17 protein-coding genes and 2 pseudogenes are annotated in these 19,590 nt (G+C 69.1%); 13 read left to right on the forward strand and 6 right to left on the reverse strand.

Going from position 1 to position 19,590, the window contains the following annotated elements; genetic code table 11:
• Positions 1-60: 60 nt before the first annotated feature.
• The gene (locus GA0070624_RS13425; RefSeq protein WP_091348764.1) at positions 61-1,308 is read right to left on the reverse strand and encodes a MalY/PatB family protein; all 1,248 of its coding nucleotides are present in this window, start codon (positions 1,306-1,308) and stop codon (positions 61-63) included.
• 216 nt (positions 1,309-1,524) lie between these two features.
• Between GA0070624_RS13425 and pdxY the strand changes: the two genes are divergently transcribed.
• Positions 1,525-2,376, forward strand: a complete 852-nt coding sequence (gene pdxY / locus GA0070624_RS13430; protein WP_091340952.1) for a pyridoxal kinase PdxY — start codon at positions 1,525-1,527, stop codon at positions 2,374-2,376.
• Between the two features lie 84 nt (positions 2,377-2,460).
• Here the strand turns inward: pdxY and GA0070624_RS13435 are convergent, their stop codons facing one another.
• Entirely contained in the window at positions 2,461-3,345 is an 885-nt protein-coding gene (locus tag GA0070624_RS13435) for a helix-turn-helix transcriptional regulator (RefSeq protein ID WP_091340955.1), read from the reverse strand.
• 185 nt (positions 3,346-3,530) lie between these two features.
• On the opposite strand from GA0070624_RS13435, the gene GA0070624_RS13440 reads away from it, so the two are divergent.
• Positions 3,531-4,400 (forward strand): aldo/keto reductase family oxidoreductase, encoded by an 870-nt coding sequence (locus GA0070624_RS13440; protein ID WP_281180970.1) that lies wholly within the window; start codon positions 3,531-3,533, stop codon positions 4,398-4,400.
• A 294-nt stretch (positions 4,401-4,694) separates the two neighbouring features.
• Positions 4,695-5,873, forward strand: coding sequence for a low temperature requirement protein A (locus GA0070624_RS13445; RefSeq protein WP_176731679.1), 1,179 nt, complete (start codon positions 4,695-4,697; stop codon positions 5,871-5,873).
• A gap of 112 nt (positions 5,874-5,985) precedes the next feature.
• On the opposite strand, the pseudogene GA0070624_RS36825 reads toward GA0070624_RS13445, so the two are convergent.
• Positions 5,986-6,165 (reverse strand): annotated as a pseudogene (locus tag GA0070624_RS36825) (cell division protein DivIVA); the annotation flags it as partial.
• Between the two features lie 65 nt (positions 6,166-6,230).
• On the reverse strand, positions 6,231-7,190 hold the full coding sequence (locus GA0070624_RS13450) for a GlxA family transcriptional regulator (RefSeq protein WP_281180971.1): 960 nt from the start codon (positions 7,188-7,190) through the stop codon (positions 6,231-6,233).
• A 124-nt stretch (positions 7,191-7,314) separates the two neighbouring features.
• Here GA0070624_RS13450 and GA0070624_RS13455 point away from each other — a divergent pair, with 124 nt between their 5' ends.
• The 3 genes and pseudogenes from GA0070624_RS13455 (at position 7,315) to GA0070624_RS13465 (ending at position 9,494) form a co-directional block, all read left to right on the forward strand.
• Positions 7,315-8,037: an NIPSNAP family protein gene (locus GA0070624_RS13455; protein ID WP_176731680.1), complete on the forward strand. Its 723-nt coding sequence runs from the start codon at positions 7,315-7,317 to the stop codon at positions 8,035-8,037.
• A 71-nt stretch (positions 8,038-8,108) separates the two neighbouring features.
• Entirely contained in the window at positions 8,109-8,468 is a 360-nt protein-coding gene (locus tag GA0070624_RS13460; protein WP_091340966.1) for a cupin domain-containing protein, read from the forward strand.
• A 277-nt stretch (positions 8,469-8,745) separates the two neighbouring features.
• A pseudogene (locus GA0070624_RS13465) lies at positions 8,746-9,494 on the forward strand (IS5 family transposase).
• Positions 9,495-9,509: 15 nt separating this feature from the next.
• On the opposite strand, the gene GA0070624_RS13470 reads toward GA0070624_RS13465, so the two are convergent.
• Positions 9,510-9,965, reverse strand: a complete 456-nt coding sequence (locus GA0070624_RS13470) for a GNAT family N-acetyltransferase (protein ID WP_218105152.1) — start codon at positions 9,963-9,965, stop codon at positions 9,510-9,512.
• A 147-nt stretch (positions 9,966-10,112) separates the two neighbouring features.
• Between GA0070624_RS13470 and GA0070624_RS35255 the strand changes: the two genes are divergently transcribed.
• The 3 genes from GA0070624_RS35255 to GA0070624_RS13485 all read left to right on the forward strand — a co-directional run bounded on the left by GA0070624_RS35255 (position 10,113) and on the right by GA0070624_RS13485 (position 13,371).
• The gene (locus tag GA0070624_RS35255) at positions 10,113-10,469 is read left to right on the forward strand and encodes a hypothetical protein (protein WP_091340971.1); all 357 of its coding nucleotides are present in this window, start codon (positions 10,113-10,115) and stop codon (positions 10,467-10,469) included.
• A 119-nt stretch (positions 10,470-10,588) separates the two neighbouring features.
• The gene (locus GA0070624_RS13480) at positions 10,589-11,590 is read left to right on the forward strand and encodes a lysylphosphatidylglycerol synthase transmembrane domain-containing protein (protein WP_176731681.1); all 1,002 of its coding nucleotides are present in this window, start codon (positions 10,589-10,591) and stop codon (positions 11,588-11,590) included.
• Between the two features lie 206 nt (positions 11,591-11,796).
• Positions 11,797-13,371: a DHA2 family efflux MFS transporter permease subunit gene (locus GA0070624_RS13485; RefSeq protein ID WP_091340975.1), complete on the forward strand. Its 1,575-nt coding sequence runs from the start codon at positions 11,797-11,799 to the stop codon at positions 13,369-13,371.
• A gap of 123 nt (positions 13,372-13,494) precedes the next feature.
• Here the strand turns inward: GA0070624_RS13485 and GA0070624_RS13490 are convergent, their stop codons facing one another.
• Complete coding sequence (locus tag GA0070624_RS13490; protein WP_218105153.1) at positions 13,495-14,856, reverse strand: MFS transporter; 1,362 nt, start codon at positions 14,854-14,856, stop codon at positions 13,495-13,497.
• 628 nt (positions 14,857-15,484) lie between these two features.
• Between GA0070624_RS13490 and GA0070624_RS13495 the strand changes: the two genes are divergently transcribed.
• The 4 genes from GA0070624_RS13495 to GA0070624_RS13510 all read left to right on the forward strand — a co-directional run bounded on the left by GA0070624_RS13495 (position 15,485) and on the right by GA0070624_RS13510 (position 19,533).
• On the forward strand, positions 15,485-15,886 hold the full coding sequence (locus tag GA0070624_RS13495) for a hypothetical protein (RefSeq protein ID WP_091340979.1): 402 nt from the start codon (positions 15,485-15,487) through the stop codon (positions 15,884-15,886).
• 79 nt (positions 15,887-15,965) lie between these two features.
• Positions 15,966-16,253, forward strand: coding sequence for a DUF1905 domain-containing protein (locus GA0070624_RS13500; RefSeq protein WP_091340981.1), 288 nt, complete (start codon positions 15,966-15,968; stop codon positions 16,251-16,253).
• 241 nt (positions 16,254-16,494) lie between these two features.
• Positions 16,495-17,430 carry a rhomboid family intramembrane serine protease gene (locus tag GA0070624_RS13505; RefSeq protein ID WP_091340983.1) on the forward strand — a complete coding sequence of 312 codons (936 nt, stop codon included), beginning with the start codon at positions 16,495-16,497 and terminating at the stop codon, positions 17,428-17,430.
• Between the two features lie 465 nt (positions 17,431-17,895).
• Positions 17,896-19,533: a RecQ family ATP-dependent DNA helicase gene (locus GA0070624_RS13510; protein WP_091340985.1), complete on the forward strand. Its 1,638-nt coding sequence runs from the start codon at positions 17,896-17,898 to the stop codon at positions 19,531-19,533.
• Positions 19,534-19,590: the final 57 nt, after the last annotated feature.

A 19,590-nucleotide genomic window follows, 5' to 3' on the forward strand; every position in this document is an offset into this window, starting at 1 on the left:
ACCCGGCGGCTGATCGGTCCAGGGCCGGGTCGTGGAGGCGAGGCACCTGGGACCGCGGGCTCAGCCGGCCGACGGGTGGTACGTGTCGACTGCCCGGCCCATTCGGGTGACGGCGTCGGTGAGGATCGCGGGTGAGGTGGCGAAGTTGAGTCGTACGAAGCCTGCCCCGCCGGTGCCGAAGACGTGCCCGGAGCTGAGGGCGACCCGCGCGCGGTCCAGGAACATCTTCGCGGGCCCGGCGACGTCGCTGGCCACGCCGGGTTCGCCGTCCGGTTGCTCTGTCGCGATACCCAGCGCCGTGCAGTCCAGCCAGGCGAGGTAGGTGCCCTCGGGGCGGTGGTATGTGACGGACGGGAGGTGCTTCGGCAGCAGCGTTTCCAGAAGCGTGCGGTTGGTGTCGAGGCCGTCGAGGAGGAGGTCGAGCCACTGCCCGCCGGCGCGGAACGCGGCGGTGTGCGCGATGACGCCCAGGTGGCTGGGCCCGTGGCTGACCTCTTCCGGCATGCGGTTTAGGTCGGCGGCGGCCTGTGGCCCGGCGACCGCGAGCGCAGCCTTGAGGCCGGCGAGGTTCCACGCCTTCGAGGCGGAGATCAGGGCGAACGCGTTCTCGGCGCCGGCCACCGTGAGGTACGGGGTGAAGTGCGTCCCGGGGAGCACGAGGGGGGCGTGGATCTCGTCGGAGATCACCCGCAGGCCGTGGCGGTCGGCGAGGTCGGCGATGGCCTCGAGCTCGTTGCGGCGGTGGACGACGCCGGTCGGGTTGTGCGGGTTGCACATCAGGAACGCCGGCCGCCGGCCGTACTCCCGCGCGCGGCGGAAGGCCTCGTCGAGAGCGGCGGGGTCCATCCGCAGGTCGGGTCCGAGAGGGGCCTCGATCACCTGCCGGCCGGCGTGGCTGACGAAGGCGTAGAAGGGCGGGTACACGGGGGAGCAGACCACCACCGCGTCTCCGGGGTCGGTCACGAGTCGGAGTACCTCGACGATGCCCATCATCACGTCGGGTACGACCGTGGTGTGGTCGACGCGGAAGTCGTGCCAGCCCCACCGCTGGGCGGCGAAGTTGCCGAGCGCCTCGGCGTACGCCGTCCCGTACGCGTAACCGGTGTCACCGAGGTCGACCGCGCGGCGGAGCGCGTCGGCCACGGGGGGAGCGAGGGGTACGTCCAGCTCCGCAACCCAGAGGGGGAGCACGTCGGGCGGGTGCATGCGCCACTTCACGCTGGTGCGCTGCCGGAGTTCGTCCAGCGTGAGTAGGGTGAGCGGATTCTGGGCCGCGGCGCCGTTGGCGGAGGGGGCAGGGCTTGCCATGCCGCCCACCCTAGGCGTCCGGTCCGACGGCGACGAGCGCGACGCCCGGTGCTGTTCCGCTGTCGCTCCGGCTCCGGCATGGCCGAAACCGTCGGCCGCGACCGGGTGCGTGGGTGGTTGGCGACAGGCCATCCCGCCCGCCATCGACCCGGGCAAGCAGAGCAGACCCCGCCCGACGCGCCAGTGTCCGAACTCGGGTGATGCGACCATTGGCTGGTGAAGATCCTGTCCATCCAGTCCTCGGTCGCCTACGGCTACGTCGGCAACTCCGCCGCCGCTTTTCCCCTTCAACGGCTGGGGCACGAGGTCTGGCCGGTGCTGACCGTCCATTTCTCCAATCACACCGGGTACGGCGCTTGGCGCGGCCCGCTGCTGGCACCGGCCGAGGTCGCCGAGGTGATCGCGGGCATCGAGGACCGCGGGGTCCTCGGAAAAGCCGACGCAGTGCTGTCGGGCTACCAGGGCGACCCGGCGATGGGCGCGGTGATCCTCGACGCGGTGGACAGGGTGAAGGCGGCCAACCCCGCTGCGGTCTACTGCTGCGACCCGGTGATGGGCGACGTCGGCCGCGGCATGTTCGTACGGCCGGGCATCCCGGAGTACATGCGTGACACGGTCGTCCCGCGCGCGGACATCGTCACCCCGAACCAGTTTGAGCTGGAGTTCCTGTCGGGCCGTACGACGAACTCGCCGAAGGAGTTGCTGGAGGCGGTCGACATCGTGCGTGAGATGGGGCCACGGCATGTGCTGGTCACCAGCGTGCTCCACGGCGACGTCCCCGACGGGTCGCTGGAAGTGGTGGCCGTATCTGACGAGGGCGCCTGGGCAGTTACCACGCCGCTCCTGCCGATCAGCCCGAACGGCGGCGGCGACGTCACCGCAGCGCTGTACCTCGCGCACCTGTCGACGACCGGCTCGCCCGCGGCGGCACTGGAGCGAACCACGAACTCCATTTTCGCTGTCCTCGAGGCGACTCTCGCAGCGGCTGCTCGGGAAATCCAGTTGGTCGCCGCCCAGGATGCGATCGCCGACCCGCCGGCGAGGTTCGCCGCCCGGCGGCTGTACTGAAATGACTCGGTGCTGCTCCCCAGGGCCGCTCGGCCGCAGAAGCCGGTCGGAGTGAGCCCGGCTCCACGTTTCTTTCGACGATCTCTATACCTGTCCGGGTTCTTCAGGTGCGGCGTTGGCGGGTGCATCGCGTCGCGGGCGAGACGTGGCGGTCGGGCTGGCCAGGGAGGCTAGTAGCGCCAGCTTTTCGGCGCTGCTCGTGCCGGGTTGGCCGTGGTAGATGACGAGCAGTTGATCCTTGGCGCCGCCGATGGCCAGCTTCTCGCGGCTGAGCGTGAGCTCCCCGACCTGAGGGTGTTGGATCCGGGTGGGCATGCCTTCGCAAGACCGAACGTCGTGCCGTGCCCAGAGCTGTCGGAACCGTTCGCTGGACAGGGATAGTTCGCCGACGAGCTGGACGAAACGTGGGTCGTCCGTATCGCTTCCCACCGACTCGCGGAAGCTGGCGACCAGTTCGGCGCTGGCCTGGTCCCAGTCCGGGTACATCGCGCGCTCGGCTGGGTCGAGGAACACCGCTTGGAGCCGGTTCTGGCCGACCTGCAGGTTGGGTGACAGTGCGCGGGCGAGGTTGTTTGCGGCGAGGACATCGAAGTAGCGGCCCTCGACGAAGGCCGGTAGGTCCAAGACGTCGAGCAATTGCCGGATGCTGGCCGGTACGGTCTCTCGCCTGGGACGGCGTCGCCGGTGACGGGGCCGTGGCGTGGCCAGGCCCAGCAGGTAATCGGTTGCGGCGTCGTCGAGGCGCAGGACGCGGGCGAGAGCCTCGAGGACCTGAATCGAGGGATTGCGGTCGCGGCCCTGCTCGAGTCGCAGGTAGTAGTCGGAGCTGATCCCGGCGAGCATGGCGACCTCTTCACGCCGCAATCCGGGGACGCGTCGCACCCCGCCGGCAGGCAGGCCGACGCTTTCCGGATGGACGAGTTCACGGCGGGCCCGGAGGTAGTCACCGAGCAGGTTGGTGTCGCTCACTTAACCGACGGTAACCGCGCGGATCGTGGTCTGCCTGTCCCTGCGACTCCCAGGATCGCCGGGGCTCAGCCTGTTACGCGCCGCGTGGCGGAGAGTGAAGCCATCACCTGCTGACGCCGCCGCGGTTAGGCGGCCGCGTCGGCGGGAAGCATGATGGGCTTACAACAACAATGAGAGGAATTATCGTGACATCGACCAGACCGCCCGGCGGCACGTACACGATGGCCGAGGATCTGACGGTCACCCGCATGGGATACGGCGCGATGCAGCTGGCCGGCCCGCACGTCTTCGGCCCACCGGCGGACCCCGACGCTGCCGTGGCCGTACTGCGCGAGGTCGTGCGCCTGGGCATCAACCACATCGACACCGCCGACTTCTACGGGCCCATCGTCACCAATGAGCTGATCAGGGAGGCCCTGCACCCCTACCCGGACGATCTGCACCTCGTGACGAAGGTCGGATCGCTCCGAGACGCCGAGGGGAACTGGCTGCCCGCGCTCGCTCCCGAGCAGCTGCGCCAGGCCGTGCACGACAACCTGAAGCACCTCGGACTCGACGCACTGGACGTCGTCAACCTGCGCGTCGGCGGGTTCGACCGGCCCACTCCCGGCTCGATCGCCGAGCCGTTCAGCGTGCTCGCGCAGCTGCAGCAGGAGGGACTGATCAAGCATCTCGGTCTCAGCACCGTCAACGACGAGCAGATCGCCGAAGCACAGTCCATCGCGCCGATCGTGTGTGTGCAGAACTTCTACAACATCGCAAACCGGGACGACGACGACCTGATCGACTCTCTCGCCGTACTGGGCATCGCCTACGTGCCCTACTTCCCGCTCGGCGGCTTCTCCCCACTGCAGTCCGAGGAACTGAACGCGGTCGCCACCCGCCTCGGCACCACACCGATGGCCGTCGCGCTGGCGTGGCTGCTACAGCGCTCCCCGAACATCCTGCTCATCCCCGGCACCTCATCCGTTACGCACCTGCGCCAGAACGTCTCCGCTGCTGAGCTGACCCTCCCCGAGGACGCGCTGACCGAGCTGAACCGCATTGCCTCATGAGCACGACCACGGCGCAACCTGCGATCGGGTTCATCGGCCTGGGCGACCAGGGGCTCGACGACCCAGCTGCCAAGCATGGTCGCGGTGACCAGCAGTTGTATCGCCGGCCGTCGCCCGGTTCGATCCCGGCAATCCGGCCGACGGCCGGAATCGCCGATTCGGGGACGGGCCACCCCGGCGGCACCGATAATTCTCGAGGGTGCAGCGCCCAGGAGGCCGTACGCCGGCGGCCGGCTCGCAATGCGGTGGCGGCGTCGCCCGCGTCCGGGTGGGACGGGCGGCTGGAGGCTGGGCATGACGACCGGAGGCAGCACCGAGCTGGTGCGCCGGCCGAGCGGGTCGACCCGGGCCACTCTGTTGGAGCTGCTGTTCGACGTCGTCTTCGTGGCCGCCCTGGCGCTGACCTCGATGCTGATCGCCGAGCAGGACTCGTGGGCCGGCGTCCGGCGGGTCGTGCTCATGCTGATGGCGGTCTGGTGGACCTGGTCGGTCACCTCGACCACCACCGACTTCTACGACCCTGATCAGCGTCCGATCCGGGCCATCCTGATGGTGACCATGTTCGGTGCCGTGGTGATGGCGGCGGCGCTGGCCGCCGCGGCGCACGCGCTGATCTTCGCGGTCGGTTACGTGACCCCGCACGTGGTGCGGGGTCTGGTGCTGGTGAGCGTGTTGCACAAGCAGCGGCATCAGGCCGAGGAGCGTGCGGCGCGCTTTCTCTTCTGGTTCCTGGTCTCCGGCGTCTTCTGGATCGGCGGGGCGCTGCTGCCGGACGCGCCGCGATGGACGCTCTGGACCGTCGCGGTGGCGATCGACTACGTCGCGGCTGCGGCGCGCTATCCCACGCCCTGGCTCGGCCGGGTGCCGGTAGGACAGTACGAGAAGACGACCGAGCACCTGGGTGAGCGGTACCAGCAGTTCGTCATCCTGGCGCTCGGCGACATCATCCTGTTACCGACCCTGGAGATCAGCACCGCGGAGTTCACCCACGCACGGCTGGCCGCCTTCCTGGCCGCCTTCGTCACGATGCTGCTGCTCTGGCAGATCTACGTCCTGGGGACCGGTTCCATCCTGCGGATGTCGTGGTCCGCACAGATGCGCCGGCGGCTGGCACGGCTGGCACCGTACACCCACCTGGTGATGCTGGCCGGCGTCGTCTGCACCGCCGCCGGTTTCGACCTGGTCCTCGACCGGCCCACCGGCGACACACCGGCGCGCTGGACCGCGCTGATCTTCGGCGGGCCCGCGCTGTTCCTGCTCGGGCGCAGCCTGTTCACCTATCGGATCGCCGGCATGTTCCCGTGGCATCGGATGCCCTGGCTGCTGGTGCTGGCGGCCGCGGCACCGTGGGTGGGCGGCTGGCCCCCGGTGCTGGTCACCACCCTCGTCGTGCTGGTGTTGGTCGGGGTGGTGGTCGGGGACGCCATGGGCGGGCGGTTGACCCGGCCCATGCTGCGGGGGCGCACCGGCTGACCGCCGGTGATGGTCACCTTGGGGCAGGAGTTGGCCGAGCCTGCAAGGACAGTCGGGATGCTCACTTCTCGGACGAACTCCGGTCGACCTCGGGCTTCGAGGCCCTTGTCGTCAACCCGGCCGCGTCAGCGCGTGCCTGGTCCAAGATGACGCGAGCCTCTGACCGGGCTTCCGACAGCGTGCGTTCGGCTTCGCGCATGGCCTTGTTCCGGTGGTTCTCAGCCTGCTCCTCAGCCAAGCGAAGGATCTGCTCGACTCTGGGACCCAGCTCGGCGAGTCGCGGACGCTCACTCGGCGGCTCCGAGGGTGCCCAGCCGGTGCGCGCCTGCTCGCTAGTGCAGATCGGTACCGGTTGGGTCAGGTCATGGCGGCGTTGCTCGGGCCGAACCGGTATGCGCGCCGGTAGTCGGTGGGCGTCACGCCGACGTTGATGCTGAAATGGCGGCGGAGGTTTGCCGCGGTTCCCAGTCCGCTGCGTTCACTGATCTGTTCGATCGACAGGTTCGTCGATTCCAGCAGGCTCTGGGCATGGGCGAGGCGCTGGTTCAGCAGCCACTGCAGTGGCGTCGTGCCGGTGGCGGCGTGGAAGTGTCGGACGAACGTGCGGGAACTCATGTTGGCCTGCCTGGCCAAGTCGGCCACGGTCAACGGCCGGTCGAGGTTTTCGGCGGCCCACTGCAGCACCGGGCCGAGGCCGCCGTCGTCGGTGTCGGGCACGGACAGGTCGATGTACTGTGACTGGCCGCCCGGCCGGTGCGCGGGAACCACCATGCGGCGGGCCACCTGGTTGGCCACGTACGCGCCGAGGTCGCGGCGAACGAGATGCAGACACAGATCCAGGCCGCCGCTGCGACCGGCGCTGGTCAGCACGTCGCCGTCGTCTACGTACAGGACCGAGGCGTCGACCTGCACCTGAGGGTGTCGCCGGGCCAGAGTGGCGGCGTGTAGCCAGTGGGTGGTCGCCCGCCGGCCGTCGAGGAGTCCGCTGGCGGCCAGCACGAACGCCCCGCTGCACAGCGACACCATCCGCGCGCCTGCGGCACTGGCCTCGCGCACCGCCTCGATCAGCTCGGTGGGCAGGGGGCGGTCGGACTTCAGGCACCCGTACGGCACGGCCGGGATGATGACGGTATCCGCGCCGGCCAGGTCCGCCAGCGCGTGGCGGGTGTCGAGCACGAACCCGGACTCGGTGCGAGTGACGCCCGGCCGCAGCGCGCACAGCCGCAGGTCATACCAGGGGTCAGCAAGATCCGGCCATTCCCCGCCGAACACCTCGCAGGCTATGGCCAACTCGTACAGGGGCATGTCGTCGATCACGGCCACAGCGACGGAACCAGGGCTCACGGCGGCAAGCGTACGGCAGTAATTTTGCGCTCGTCGTCAGTCCTGCCACTCGCTGGACATGATCAATAGATGCCAGGGTGAGGCCAGAGGAGGAGAGATGACCGTCGTCGAACTCAGGCAGTACACCCTGCACTCCGGCCAGCGAGACGTCCTGATCGACCTGTTCGACCAGGAATTCGTGGAAAGCCAGGAGGCCGTCGGGATGCAGATCATCGGACAGTTCCGGGACGTGAACGACCCCGATCGCTTCGTATGGTTGCGCGCCTTCCCGGACATGGACTCGCGCGCCGCGGCGCTGACGGCCTTCTATCTCGAAGGCCCGGTGTGGAAGGCGCACGGTCCCGCGGCCAACGCCACCATGGTCGACTCTTCGAACGCCCTGCTGCTGCGGCCCGTGCGAGCCGGGTCCGGATTTCCGCCGCCGATCGGACCCCGGCCCCCGCTCGGCGCCACCGAAACCCCCGACTCCCGCGTGGTCGCGACACTCTATTACCGGGATGCTGCCGTGGACGACGAGTTCGTCCGGTTCTTCGACGACCACGTCGCGCCGGTGATGGCGGAATTGGGCGCCCACCCGCTGGCATGCTTGGAGACCGAGCCCGCACCGAACACGTTCCCGAGGTTGCCGGTGCGCACCGGGGAAAACGTCTTCGTCTGGTTCGCCCGCCTCGGCAGTCCGGCCCATCACCGCGCTTACCTCGACGGCTTGGCGCGCTCGGAGCGGTGGAACGAGGAGGTGCTCCCGGAGCTGTTGACCCGCCTCGCGTCTGCCCCGCAGCAGTTGACACTGGCACCCACCGCCCGGTCCCAACTGCACTGACCGGCGACGCGGCGTAACACCAGGTCTGGAAGCCGCGAGATTTGTGCCGGCGCGGCCGAGAGGATCAACCCATGACCGTTATCTCCGGTGGATCAAGCCCAACAAGTGGACCGGTGACCTTCGAGCCTTGGTACACGTTTTCGGAAGGCGGGCCGGTGGAGTCCGGCACCCTTCCGTTCTCCGCCCAGGCTCCTGCCCCGTTCGAGATCGCGCGCTGGTCGGTCGCCCCTGGAACAGCCAATGACCTCGATGTTCATGTTTCTCGCGAGGTATGGCTCGTCGTCACGGGCGAGGGTCAGGTCCACTGGGCCGATCAGAGTAGAGGCATCCGTGCCGGCGATGTGGTGGCCTTCGACACCAAGGTTCCGCACCAGGTACGCAACGACGGAACCGAGACGCTGCACGTGTTCTCCATCTATTGGAAACAGTAGGACCTCTGCCGGGCCGGTGATGTCGCGCAATCTTGGGTTCACAGGTCACGAGACTCGGTTCGCGATGCGGCCTGCGGAGGAGGCGCAGCTTGCCGTCGCCGGCCTCAGACCTGCGCTGCGGCACCGCGTTCTGCCGGCAGGTCCCGAGACCGGACAGCGATCTGCCGGCGATGTCGGGTCTCAGGACGTCCGTGACCAGACCGTCGCGGGACGTGGGTGACACTTCCGGCTAGGGTCTGTTGGGAAGGTGGATCTTGGCCGTGAATGATCACGTTCTGTGGGACGTGGGGATCTGACGAACGGCCAGTGGACTCGGCTGGCGCCGTTGCTGCCGAGGGCATCGAGGCGGACCGTCGCCGGTGTGGACGCGGCGGCAGTTGATAGACGGCATACGGTGGCGGACCCGGACCGGCGCCCCGTGGCGGGACGTGCCCGAAAGGTTCGTTCACGTCCCAGGTGATCAGGTCCTTCGCGTCCGCCTCGGCTTGGAGCGAAAAGGGGATCTCCAGAAGGAGCCGCCCGGCGGGGTTTTCGTCGAGCCGGCCGACCACGGGCTCGGTCGGTCCCGGGGCGGGCTGAGCAGCAAGATCCAGCTGGCAGTCGAGCAGCGGCAGAAGCCGCTGTCCGTGGTGATCACGGCGGGTCAGTGGGGTGACCCCGCAGTTCGAAAGAGTTCTGGAAGCGATCCGGGTGCCGAGGCTGGGTCTGGGGCGGCCGCGCAAGCGACCGGACCGTGTGCGGGCGGACAAGGCGTACGACTCCCGCAGGAACCGCTCCTACCTGCGCCGACGCGGTACCAAGGCGACGATCCCAGTCCCTGCGGACCGCGTTCGCAACCGGCAGACGCTCGGCTCTCGCGGTGGTCGGCCGCCGAAGTTCGACAAGACCGACTACCGCGAGCGCCACGCGGTCGAGTGCGGTATCAATCGCCTCAAGCGCCACCGGGCCGTAGCCACGAGATACGACAAGCTCGCCGTCCGCTACGAGGCGACCGTGCTGATCGCAGTCCTCAACGAGTGGCTGTGACCAGGGGTACCACCGTCAGGTTGCCGCCGCATAACACCGGACGGCCACCTTCTGCTCCGCACTCCACTGCTGTTCGACTGTGGCCAGCAGTTGCCAGCCGAGTCGCTCGTACAAAGCTGCCGCCGCAGTGTCAGAAGCCACCACGTCGAGCACCGGATGCAAGCCGCGATCCTGTGCTTCTGTGACAGCCTGCGCCATCAGCAGCACACCGATCCCGTGGCCGCGAGCCCACGGAGCGACGAACAGCCGGTTGACCACGGCGGTCGCGTCGATACTTACCCCTGCACGAGCGCTCCACAGCCCAGGTGCCGCGTCTCCCACGTCGCTCCGAGCCAGGCCAATATGGCCGGCAATGCGGCCGTCCAGTTCCGCCACCCACGAGGCAATGAGCGATGGCGGCGTGAGCCATGCCCCCGGGAGGTCGGGCCAGTTCACCGGATAGCCGTCGTGCTCATGGACCTCTGTCAGCACCCGCACACAGTCACTGAGGTCGCGGTCAGTCCGCTGTCGGGCACTCGGGGGTACGTCCGCGCCGGACACGCTCTCGCTCTTCACTGCGGCATGGAAACACGGTCGAAAGGCCCGTGACCAGCGACTTTCGCAACAGACCCTAGCCGGATGGTGACGGCGGGCATGGCCGACCCGGTTTCCTCGGTGGCGTACGCCATCGAAGCCGCGCTGCGGGCACCGAACGGCTACCTGTCGCTGCTCCTGCCGACGATGTGCCTGGTCCTGGGCTTGATCGCGCTCGTGATCCTCAACTACGGCTGTGGGTACGGGCAGGTCGGCCCCGCGGAGCCGCCGGGTACCCCTGAAGCCCTTCGCCACCCAGCGGAGCGCAAGAATGCGCAGCCGTGGGCGGAAGCGGTCAAACGGGGCCGTCACGTCAGCGACACTGGCGAGGAGGCCCTGAATCGGAAGCGAGCGAGGAGTCAGACCTTGGTAGCTGTGCCGCCGCGGCGATCGGGCCCATGACGTCGGACTCGCCGAAGGCAGCCGCAGGCGGGGGAGGTCCGGGCCGGGGCGTCTCTGTGCGGCGCGGCAGGCGTCTCTGGCGGGCGCTGATCCTGTCCGCCGTCACCATCGTGGTCCTCGTGGCTGTGTTCGTCGGCGTCTTCCCGAGATTCGCGAACTACTCTCAGGCGTGGTCCTCGATCCAGCGGATGCCAACCGTCTACCTCGTCGCGCTCGTCGCGGCGGCCGTGGTCAACATCGCGGTCGCCGCGTGGCCGCTTCAGGCCGCGCTGCCCGGGCTCCGCTACGGACCGGCCTTCGTGGTGGGCCAGACCTCGTTCGCCTTCAGCAATGCGGTACCGGCCGGCGGCGTCATCGGCCTCGGGGTGGAGTACGACATGCTGGGGTCCTACCGGTTCGGCACCGGCGCGGCCGCGAGTGCGACTGCGATCTCAACCGTTTTCAACGTCTTCGCCACGCTCGTCATGCCGGTCGTGGGCGTCCTGGCGCTGCTGATCAGTGGCGAGGTGAGGTGGCACTTTCTCCTGATCGCAGTCGTCGGAGTCTGTGGCGTCGGCATTGCCGTGGCCGCTTTCGCGGCGATCCTGCATAGCGAGGGCGGAGCCCGCAGGGTGGGGCGCACGGCAGACCGGCTCGTCAACGCGCCCGCGCAGCGTCTGCTTCACGGCCGGACCGTCAACCTCACTGGGAAGGTACTCGACTTCCGGGCTGCCGTGGTCGAGGTCATGAAGACCCGGTGGCCGGCCGTGGTCGGTTCGACCCTGATCCCGCAGTTGACCTCGTGGTCGATCTTGTTCCTCACACAGCGAGGCCTCGAGAAAGGCGACCATGTCAGCTTCGGGGTGACGTGGCCGGAGTCGCTGGCGGCCTACTCGTTCGCGGTGATCGTGTCATTCATTCCCGTGACCACCGGCGGTCTGGGCACCGTAGACGCCGGCCTCACCGGCTTGCTGACTGCCTTCGGTGCCACCGGCAGCCAGGCTCTCGCCGCAGACCTCGTGTGGCGCGCGGGGACCTTTGTGCCCCAGGTGCTCACCGGCGCGTTGATGTTCCTCTGGTGGCGGGTCACGGCCGGCCACAAAAAGCGGATGGCGGCCCAGCGGGCGGGCGACAATGGGTAGCTCCCGGGCCAGCCGGGATCCTCCATCGAATCCTGGCCTGCGGAACCGGCGCTCCGGGCGTGGAGGGGCGGTGCGGTAAACCGAGCGCCAAGTGTCGGCGCCGGTAGTTAGTCTGCCTGCGGACGTCGCGTTCGGGTGACGCCCCGCGCCCGGTAGGCGCGGCGCCGCCCACCGTCCGCGGCCGAACCGACTTCAGGAGAGTTTCTGTGACCCAGCAACCTGTCGCGACACCGGACAAGCTCGACGCCGCGGTTCTCAAGGTGGCGGGGGTCGTCGTTCTCGGTGCGATCATGTCGATCCTCGACGTGACGGTGGTCAGTGTCGCGCTGCCGACGTTTCAGAGCGAGTTCGACGCGTCCTACGCCCGAGTCGCGTGGACGATGACCGGCTATACGCTCGCACTGGCCACGGTGATCCCGCTGAGTGGGTGGGCCGCCGACCGATTCGGCACCAAGCGCCTCTACATGATCGCACTGGCGCTGTTCACGATCGGGTCCGGGCTGTGCGCCACCGCCGACACGATCGGGCAGTTGATCGGCTTCCGCGTCCTGCAGGGCCTCGGCGGCGGCATGCTCATGCCGCTGGGCATGACGATCATGACTCGGGCGGCTGGGCCGAACCGGATCGGCCGGTTGATGGCCGTCCTCGGCATCCCAATGCTGCTCGGGCCGATCGGCGGCCCGATCCTCGGCGGCTGGCTGATCGACACGGCGAGTTGGCACTGGATCTTCCTGATCAACCTGCCGATCGGTGCCGTCGCGCTCGTCTACGCCCTGCTGGCACTGCCGAAGGACAACCCCGAGCCGTCGGAGTCGTTCGACTTCCTCGGCATGCTGATGCTCTCGCCGGGGCTCGCCCTGTTCCTCTACGGGGTGTCCTCGCTGCCCGAGGCCGGCACGTTCGCCGACGCCGAGGTGTGGGTGCCCATGCTGATCGGCGCCGCGCTCGTGGTGGGGTTCGTCCTCTACTCGTTCAAGCCTCGGCACCCGTTGCTCGACCTGCGGCTGTTCGCCAACCGCAACCTGACCATCGCGGCGGTGACCCTGTTCGTGTTCATCATCGCGTTCATGGGCGCCGGCCTGCTGTTCCCGAGCTACTTCCTGCAGGTCCGCGGCGAGTCGACGCTGGCCGCCGGCCTGCTGATGGCGCCGCAGGGCATCGGCGCGATGATCACAATGCCGGTCGCCGGGATGCTGGCGGACCGGGTGCCCGTCGGTCGCACGGTGCCGTTCGCGCTGGCGCTCATCGCCCTCGGGTTCTTCACCTTCACCCAGATCGACCCGCACACCTCGTACTGGCTGCTCTGCGGGTCGCTGTTCGTCATGGGCCTGGGCATGGGCGGCACGATGATGCCGATCATGACTTCCGCGCTGAAGACCCTGCACGCCCAGGAGGTGGCCCGCGGCTCCACGCTGGTCAACATCCTTCAGCAGATCGGCGGCTCCGTCGGCGCCGCGGTGATGTCGGTGATCCTCACCAACGAACTGAACGGCTCCCGGCCGATCCCCGGTCTGGCGGATCCGAGCGGCAGGCCGGTCACCGAGGCCGGGCTGGCCATCGCCACCCAGCAGCGCCCGGAGCTGACCCAGCAGTTCCCCATCGATCCGTCGCTCATCGAGCGCGGGCTCGACTTCGCGGCCAGCTCGTTCGCCACTACGTACTGGGTGGGGTTCGTGCTCGTGCTGGCCACGTTCATCCCGGCCGCGTTCCTGCCCCGCCGCCGCCAGCCGTCGCACCTGCTCGACGACCAGCAGGCGAAGGCACCCGCCGTCATCCACTAGGGCGCCCGTCGAACGGCTGCCCCTGCGGGTGGCGCTGCGGTGGTTGGTGCCGCCTCGCCACGACTCTCACGAGGGTTTGTCAGCCGCGGTTCTGCGGCTGACAAACCCTCGAGTCGTCAGGTCTCAGTGGTGCGGCGTCGCGTGACCCGCGTCCGAGCCCGTCCGGTTCGGGACCGCGATGAGCGTGACCACCAGCAGCGCGCCGAGGATCATCAGGACGCCGTCGAACGCCCGCGGGTAGGCCGCGATGAGGCCGGCTCGTGATGTCAGGTCACCGCCAACGGCCGTAAGGATGGCGACACCGAGGGCCGCACCTACTTCATGCCCCGTCATCATGAGCCCGGACGCCAGTCCCGACTCGGTTGGCGGCACGTCGCTCATGGCGGCGACGGAGATGGCCACGAACATGGGGCCGACCCCGGCACCCAGCACAAGGAAGCCCGGCAGCACATCGGCGAGGTATGACTGGCCGCCTTCGCTGCTGGCCAACAGCAGGGCGCCAGCGCCCATGACGACAAGCCCGAACGCGATCATGGTGCGGGAGCTGACCCGACCGAGCAGCTTCGACGCGACCGCCGCGGTGCCGGTGATCACCGCCGCGAGCGGCAGGAACGCCAGACCGGTCTGCACGGCTGACAATCCGACGACCCGCTGCAGGTACAGCGAGCTGAGGAAGATCGCACCGACGACCACTCCGGTGACCCCGGCCATGACGGTGGAGGCCGAGATCAGCGACCGGATCTTCCACGCGTGCGGTGGCACCAGCGGAGCGGCGGTCTTCCGCTCGATCATCCCGAACACGGCGAGCAGCACGACCGAGGCGCCCAGCAGCAGCCCCGTGCGCATCGAGTCCCACCCGTGAGTGTGGGTGCCTTCGATCGCGTACACGAGAAGGACCAGGCCGCTGACCAGGGTCACGGCGCCGGGGGCGTCCAGGCGCCGCCGGCTGGCGGGTGCGGTGGTGCCCGCCGGGACAACGCGCCAGGTCAGCGCCGCGACCAGGACGCCGATGGGGACGTTGATGAAGAACACGGCCTGCCAGCCGAGGAAGCTGGTGAGCAGACCGCCGAACAGGACACCCGCGGCGATGCCCGTACTCCCGATGGCTCCCCAGACCGCCAGCGCAGCCCCGCGTTGCCGGCCGCGGTACGTGGTCATGATGATCGACAGAGCGGCTGGTGTGAGCATGGCGGCGCCGGCGCCCTGTGCCGCTCGCGACAGGATCAGCATGAGGGCGGATGTCGCCAGCCCGCTGGCCAGGGACGCTGCGGTGAAGACGACCAGGCCGGTCAGGAAGACTCCACGGCGGTCCATCAGGTCGGCCAGCCGTCCACCGAACAGCAGCAGACCTCCGCTGAACAGGACATAGGCGCTGATGGCCCACTGGTAGTCGCCGGAGCTGAAGTCGAGTGCGCGCCCGATGGTGGGCAGGGCGACGTTCACGACACTGACGTCGAGAATCACCATGAATTGCGCCAGCAGCATCAGTCCCAGAGTGGTCCACGGGTGGCGAGGCGACTGTGCGTCGTCAGTGTGTGACGGCACCGACGACGGGGCGGAGGCGGCTGGTTGATGCCGCTGCTCGGTTGCCGCGGCGCGGCGGGAACGTATGGCTTGTTGTGTCATGAGTTCGTCCTCGGATTGTGAGAAGGAGGGGGTTCGGGCGTGACGATGAGGTGCACGCTGACCTCCTCGGTCGGGAATCGGTGTGACACGAGGAGCGTCGTGGGTCGGCCTGTCCGTGCTCTGGCCGGTCACTGACCGCATCGCGGCCGGCTCGGCGGGCGCGGACAGCGGACAGACAGCCGACCGCCAGCGCTGCTGGAACCTCTCGGGAGCGCACCTCCACCCGCGCCAGGCATATTCAGCCGTCGCGGCGGGTAGAAGGACATCACTGCGCCGGGACGGGTAGGGGCGGTGTCTTCCCGACTGGCTCCACGGGTTCCCACCCGCCCTGACCCGCTGGCGGTGCGGCGTGATTTGCAGCGAATGAAGGAGGGCGGCCGATCATGCTATTCCAGGGTGGTTTCATTAGTCGGTGGATTGGGCTGGCGGGAGTATGGCCTTCCCGCAAGCGGCACGGTCCCGTCGTTCGCCCGGCCCGGTGAGCGCCATGTCCGCTTTGCCCGCGCCCCGTCCGGCGCTCGCCGTCCCGGCGATTCCCCCGAAGTACGTGCTGTATCTGCAGGCCAGGCTGCTGGAGGCCGAGGCCAGCCTGGCCGCGATGACCGGGAGGTACGAGCGGACCAAGGCGCGCTTCGACCGCTGCTACGCGCGCCAGGGCATCACACCCGAGGCCGACATCGTCAACTACATAAGCGCCAAGACGATGAACCCCGAGCTCAAGTTCTGGTACTCCAAGGTCGAGCATTTCCAGCGCGAGGTTGCCGCCTATGGGTCGGCGCTGACCGGGCTCGAGGCCGCGCGCCGGATGCTCGGCGAGGACGGTCATCGCGTACAGGTGGAGAACGGCCGGGTACGCAACAGCAGGCGCGGGCTGAATCGCGCCAGCTGACGGCCGTCGACATTCCGATCGCCGGCTGCCGGGCCGTGGGGCGTGTCTGCTGGAGCTGGTTGGCTCCTATCCTGATCGAATGAACCTGGAGTTCCGCGGCGAGATGTGGTTCTGGAAGGGCCCGGCGCCGTGGCACTTCATCACCGCGCCCGAGGAGGAGTGCGGTGAGTTGGCAGCGGCTGCCGCGCTCGTGACCTACGGCTGGGGCATGATTCCGGCCACGGCACAGATCGGGGGAACCCGGTGGAAGACGTCGCTGTTTCCGAAGGATGGGCGGTACATCGTGCCGGTGAAGGCGTGGGTGCGGAAGGCCGAAGGGCTTGAGGTGGGCGACCTGGTGACGGTCCGCCTGGCCGTCGATGTCTGACCAGCCGCCGAAGCGACGAGTCGCGTTCCCAGCGCGCTTCGAGCAGCGCGAGGTCGCGCCCGCGCTGGGACGCCATTGCCCCTGATCGATCGGGTGGACGCATCGGCCGGAACGGGGCCGCGTGCGTGGGTCCTGACCGCTACCATGACGCGGCTGACGCGTCCGGCGGCGGTATCCCAGCCGCCGACGCGAACCCAGGCCGTCGTCACGCCAGACCTCCCACGACCGGGGGCACCACCTGATGGACACGCTGAACACCGAGCAGCCGCCGTCCGAGGCGAACACCACCTGCTTCCGGCACCCGCGCCGGGAGACGTACGTGCGGTGCACCCGTTGTGACCGCTCCATCTGCCCCGACTGCATGCGGGAGGCGCCCGTCGGCTTCCGCTGCCCGGAGTGCGTCCGCGACGAGAACCGCACGATCCGGCAGTCACGTACGGTCTTCGGCGGCCGCGCCGTCAGCCAGCCCGTGGTGACGTACGTGCTGATCGCGCTGAACGTTCTGGTCTACCTGGTCGAGCTGGTGCGGCCGTCGATCGTCGACCAGTTCGACAACCTGGGCACGGGGTTGGTGGATGACAGCGGCCGGTACTTCCTGGACGACGGCGGCAGCTACGACGGCTACCAGTACGTCGGCATCGCGCACGGCGAGTGGTACCGCCTGATCACCTCGGTCTTCCTGCACACTCTGCCGACCCAGGGCTTCTTCGGGATCACGCACATCCTGTTCAACATGTACTGGCTCTGGTTGCTCGGGCGGATCCTGGAGGAGCGGCTGGGCATGGCGCGCTTCCTCGCCGTGTACCTGCTCGCGGCGCTCGGCGGCTCGGTGCTGTTCTTCCTGATCGCGCCGACCGAGGGCGCGATCGGCGCCTCGGGGGCGACCTACGGCCTGGCGGCGTGCTACTACGTGGTCAGCCGTCGCCTGCGTTACGAGCCGCTCGACCGGACTCGGATGATCATCTGGTTGACGGTGTGGATGGTGGTCTCCGCGGGGTTCACGGCGTGGCAGGGCCATCTCGGCGGCCTGCTTGTCGGCGGTGCCGCGGCCGTGGGGATGGCGTACGCGCCGCAGCAGCGCCGCGGCCTCGTGCAGGCGGCCGTGGCGGTGGCACTCCTGGCGCTCCTCGTGGCGGTGGTCATGCTCAAGGCGTTGAGCATCGGCGCGGCGCCCTGACCGGGAGGGGCACCGGTCCGAGCACGAGACTCCTATCTGCCGAGGGCGACGACCACCAGGGCGATGCAGCCAACGAGGAGCGTGACGCCGCCGAAGAGGGCGTACGGCCACCACTGGGCGGTGCCCTGAGGCTCGTGGGGCGGGCGGGTATGGCAGGTTCCAGCCGGGTGGTGGAGCCGACCCCGCGCTGGCGCCGCCTGGTGTCCATTCAGGTGGCGAAGGTTGCGGTGGGTGTTGGCTCATGCTGCCTCCTCACGGGAGTCGGGGCCCGGGCGGGGCTCTCCTCGTGGGGTGGGGGAGGTGCCGCCCGGGCCGGGAAGCCGCTTGCCCCAGCCTCCCGACATCATCGGCGATGCACCCGACATCGTTGTTACATGAATCGATCTCGTGACGAGATGTCGACTCGGAGTGACGGCAGCGGGATGATCTTAAGCCGGTCTGTGCAGTTGGTTAGCATGCCCGGCGATGATGTTCATGTTTCGCTCGCTGCGGCTGCGCCGTGCCGCCCGTAGACACTTCGGCTGGCAGAAGCTGCGCCCGGCGCAACTACGCGCGATGCGCGCGCTGCTGGCGGGCCGTGACGCGCTCGTGGTGCTGCCCACCGGGGGCGGGAAGTCTGCCGTATACCAGGTTCCGGCCACGCTGCTGCGCGGTCCCACGGTGGTGATCTCACCGCTGCTGGCGTTGCAGCAGGACCAGATCGGCAACCTCAACGAGCGGGGCGATCCGGCCCTGCGGGCGGTTCGGATCAGCTCCGCGGAGAGCCCCAGCAAGCAGGCGGCGGCCCTGGCCGAGCTGCGCTCGGGTGCCGCGAAGTTCCTGTTCATCACGCCGGAGCAGCTCAGTTCGCCGGGGCGGCTGGCCGAGGTCCGCGCGCTGCGTCCGGCGCTGGTGGCGGTCGACGAGGCCCACTGCATCTCGTCGTGGGGACACGATTTCCGCCCTGACTACCTGAGTATCGGCCACCTCATTCGCGACCTGGGCCGACCGCCGGTCGTGGCGCTGACCGCCACCGCATCGCCGCCGGTGCGCGAGGACATCACCGCGCGGCTAGGCATGCGCAAGCCGCGGCTCGTGCTGTCCGGACTGGACCGGCCGAACCTCTTCGTGGCGGCCACGCACTGCCCCAGCGAGGACTACCGCTGGCGCAAGCTGCTCGCCCTGCTCGAGGAGGCCAGCCGGCCCGGCATCGTGTATGTGCCGACCCGGCGCGCCGCCGCGGAACTGGCCGAACGGCTGTCCGACGCGGGTTTCCCCGCGCAGGCCTACCACGGCGGGATGGCGGCGGGGGTGCGTCACCGTCGCCACGAAGACTTCCTCGCCGACCGGGTTCCGATCATGGTCGCCACGTCGGCGTTCGGCATGGGCATCGACAAGCCGAACATCCGCTGGGTGGCCCATGTCGCGCTGCCCGACTCACCCGACAGCTACCTGCAGGAAATCGGCCGGGCCGGGCGCGACGGAGAGCCGGCCCGGGCGTTGCTGCTCTACCGAGCCGAGGACATCGCCCTGCAACGCTTCTTCACCGGGGGCGCACCTGACCTGGCAGAGCTGCGAGCGGTCGCGGCGGCCCTGCACGGCGGCCCGAAGACGCGCACCGCGCTGGCACAGGCCACCGGCCTGGGCCCGCGCAAGTTGGCCGGCCACATCAGTCTGCTCGAGCAGATCGGTGCGGTGGCGACGGGGCCACGGGGCGAGCTCAGCGTCGCCCGGTATTCGCCCCTGCCCGATCAGGCCGCCCGGGAGGCGCTGGCCGAGTACGCCCGCTACCAGGCCGGGCAGCGTTCGCGCACCGACATGATGCGGCGCTTCGCCGAGGGCCGGGGCTGCCGGATGCAGTCGCTGCTCGGCTACTTCGGCGAGCAGTTGAGCCGCCCCTGCGGGCACTGCGACAGCTGCCACGGCGGCACCTCTGAGGTGCTCCCGGACGACGGCCCGTACCCACTGCACAGCACGGTGCGACACGCCAAATGGGGATCAGGCATGGTCCTCGGGTACGAAAAGGACCGCATGACGGTGCTCTTCGACGATGTCGGCTACAAGACCCTGTCGGTCTCCGTCGTGCAGGCGCAGGGCCTGCTGGCGGTCGAGGCGCGTCGCTGACGGCAGCACCGGCCGGTCCGCGGCTCAGCCAGCAAGCTACGTCGTCCTTCCCGAGAA

The sequence above is a fragment of the Micromonospora rhizosphaerae genome (assembly GCF_900091465.1).
GTDB lineage: Bacteria > Actinomycetota > Actinomycetes > Mycobacteriales > Micromonosporaceae > Micromonospora > Micromonospora rhizosphaerae.

Coding starts and splice junctions, on each gene's coding strand:
- GA0070624_RS13490 (WP_218105153.1), bottom strand. CDS start 14,856: ATGCTGCTGGCGCAATTCATGGTGATTCTCGACGTCAGTGTCGTGAAC.
- GA0070624_RS13510 (WP_091340985.1), top strand. CDS start 17,896: ATGATGTTCATGTTTCGCTCGCTGCGGCTGCGCCGTGCCGCCCGTAGA.
- GA0070624_RS13505 (WP_091340983.1), top strand. CDS start 16,495: ATGGACACGCTGAACACCGAGCAGCCGCCGTCCGAGGCGAACACCACC.
- GA0070624_RS35255 (WP_091340971.1), top strand. CDS start 10,113: ATGGTGACGGCGGGCATGGCCGACCCGGTTTCCTCGGTGGCGTACGCC.
- GA0070624_RS13455 (WP_176731680.1), top strand. CDS start 7,315: ATGACCGTCGTCGAACTCAGGCAGTACACCCTGCACTCCGGCCAGCGA.
- GA0070624_RS13445 (WP_176731679.1), top strand. CDS start 4,695: ATGACGACCGGAGGCAGCACCGAGCTGGTGCGCCGGCCGAGCGGGTCG.
- GA0070624_RS13500 (WP_091340981.1), top strand. CDS start 15,966: ATGAACCTGGAGTTCCGCGGCGAGATGTGGTTCTGGAAGGGCCCGGCG.
- GA0070624_RS13460 (WP_091340966.1), top strand. CDS start 8,109: ATGACCGTTATCTCCGGTGGATCAAGCCCAACAAGTGGACCGGTGACC.
- GA0070624_RS13425 (WP_091348764.1), bottom strand. CDS start 1,308: ATGGCAAGCCCTGCCCCCTCCGCCAACGGCGCCGCGGCCCAGAATCCG.
- GA0070624_RS13495 (WP_091340979.1), top strand. CDS start 15,485: ATGTCCGCTTTGCCCGCGCCCCGTCCGGCGCTCGCCGTCCCGGCGATT.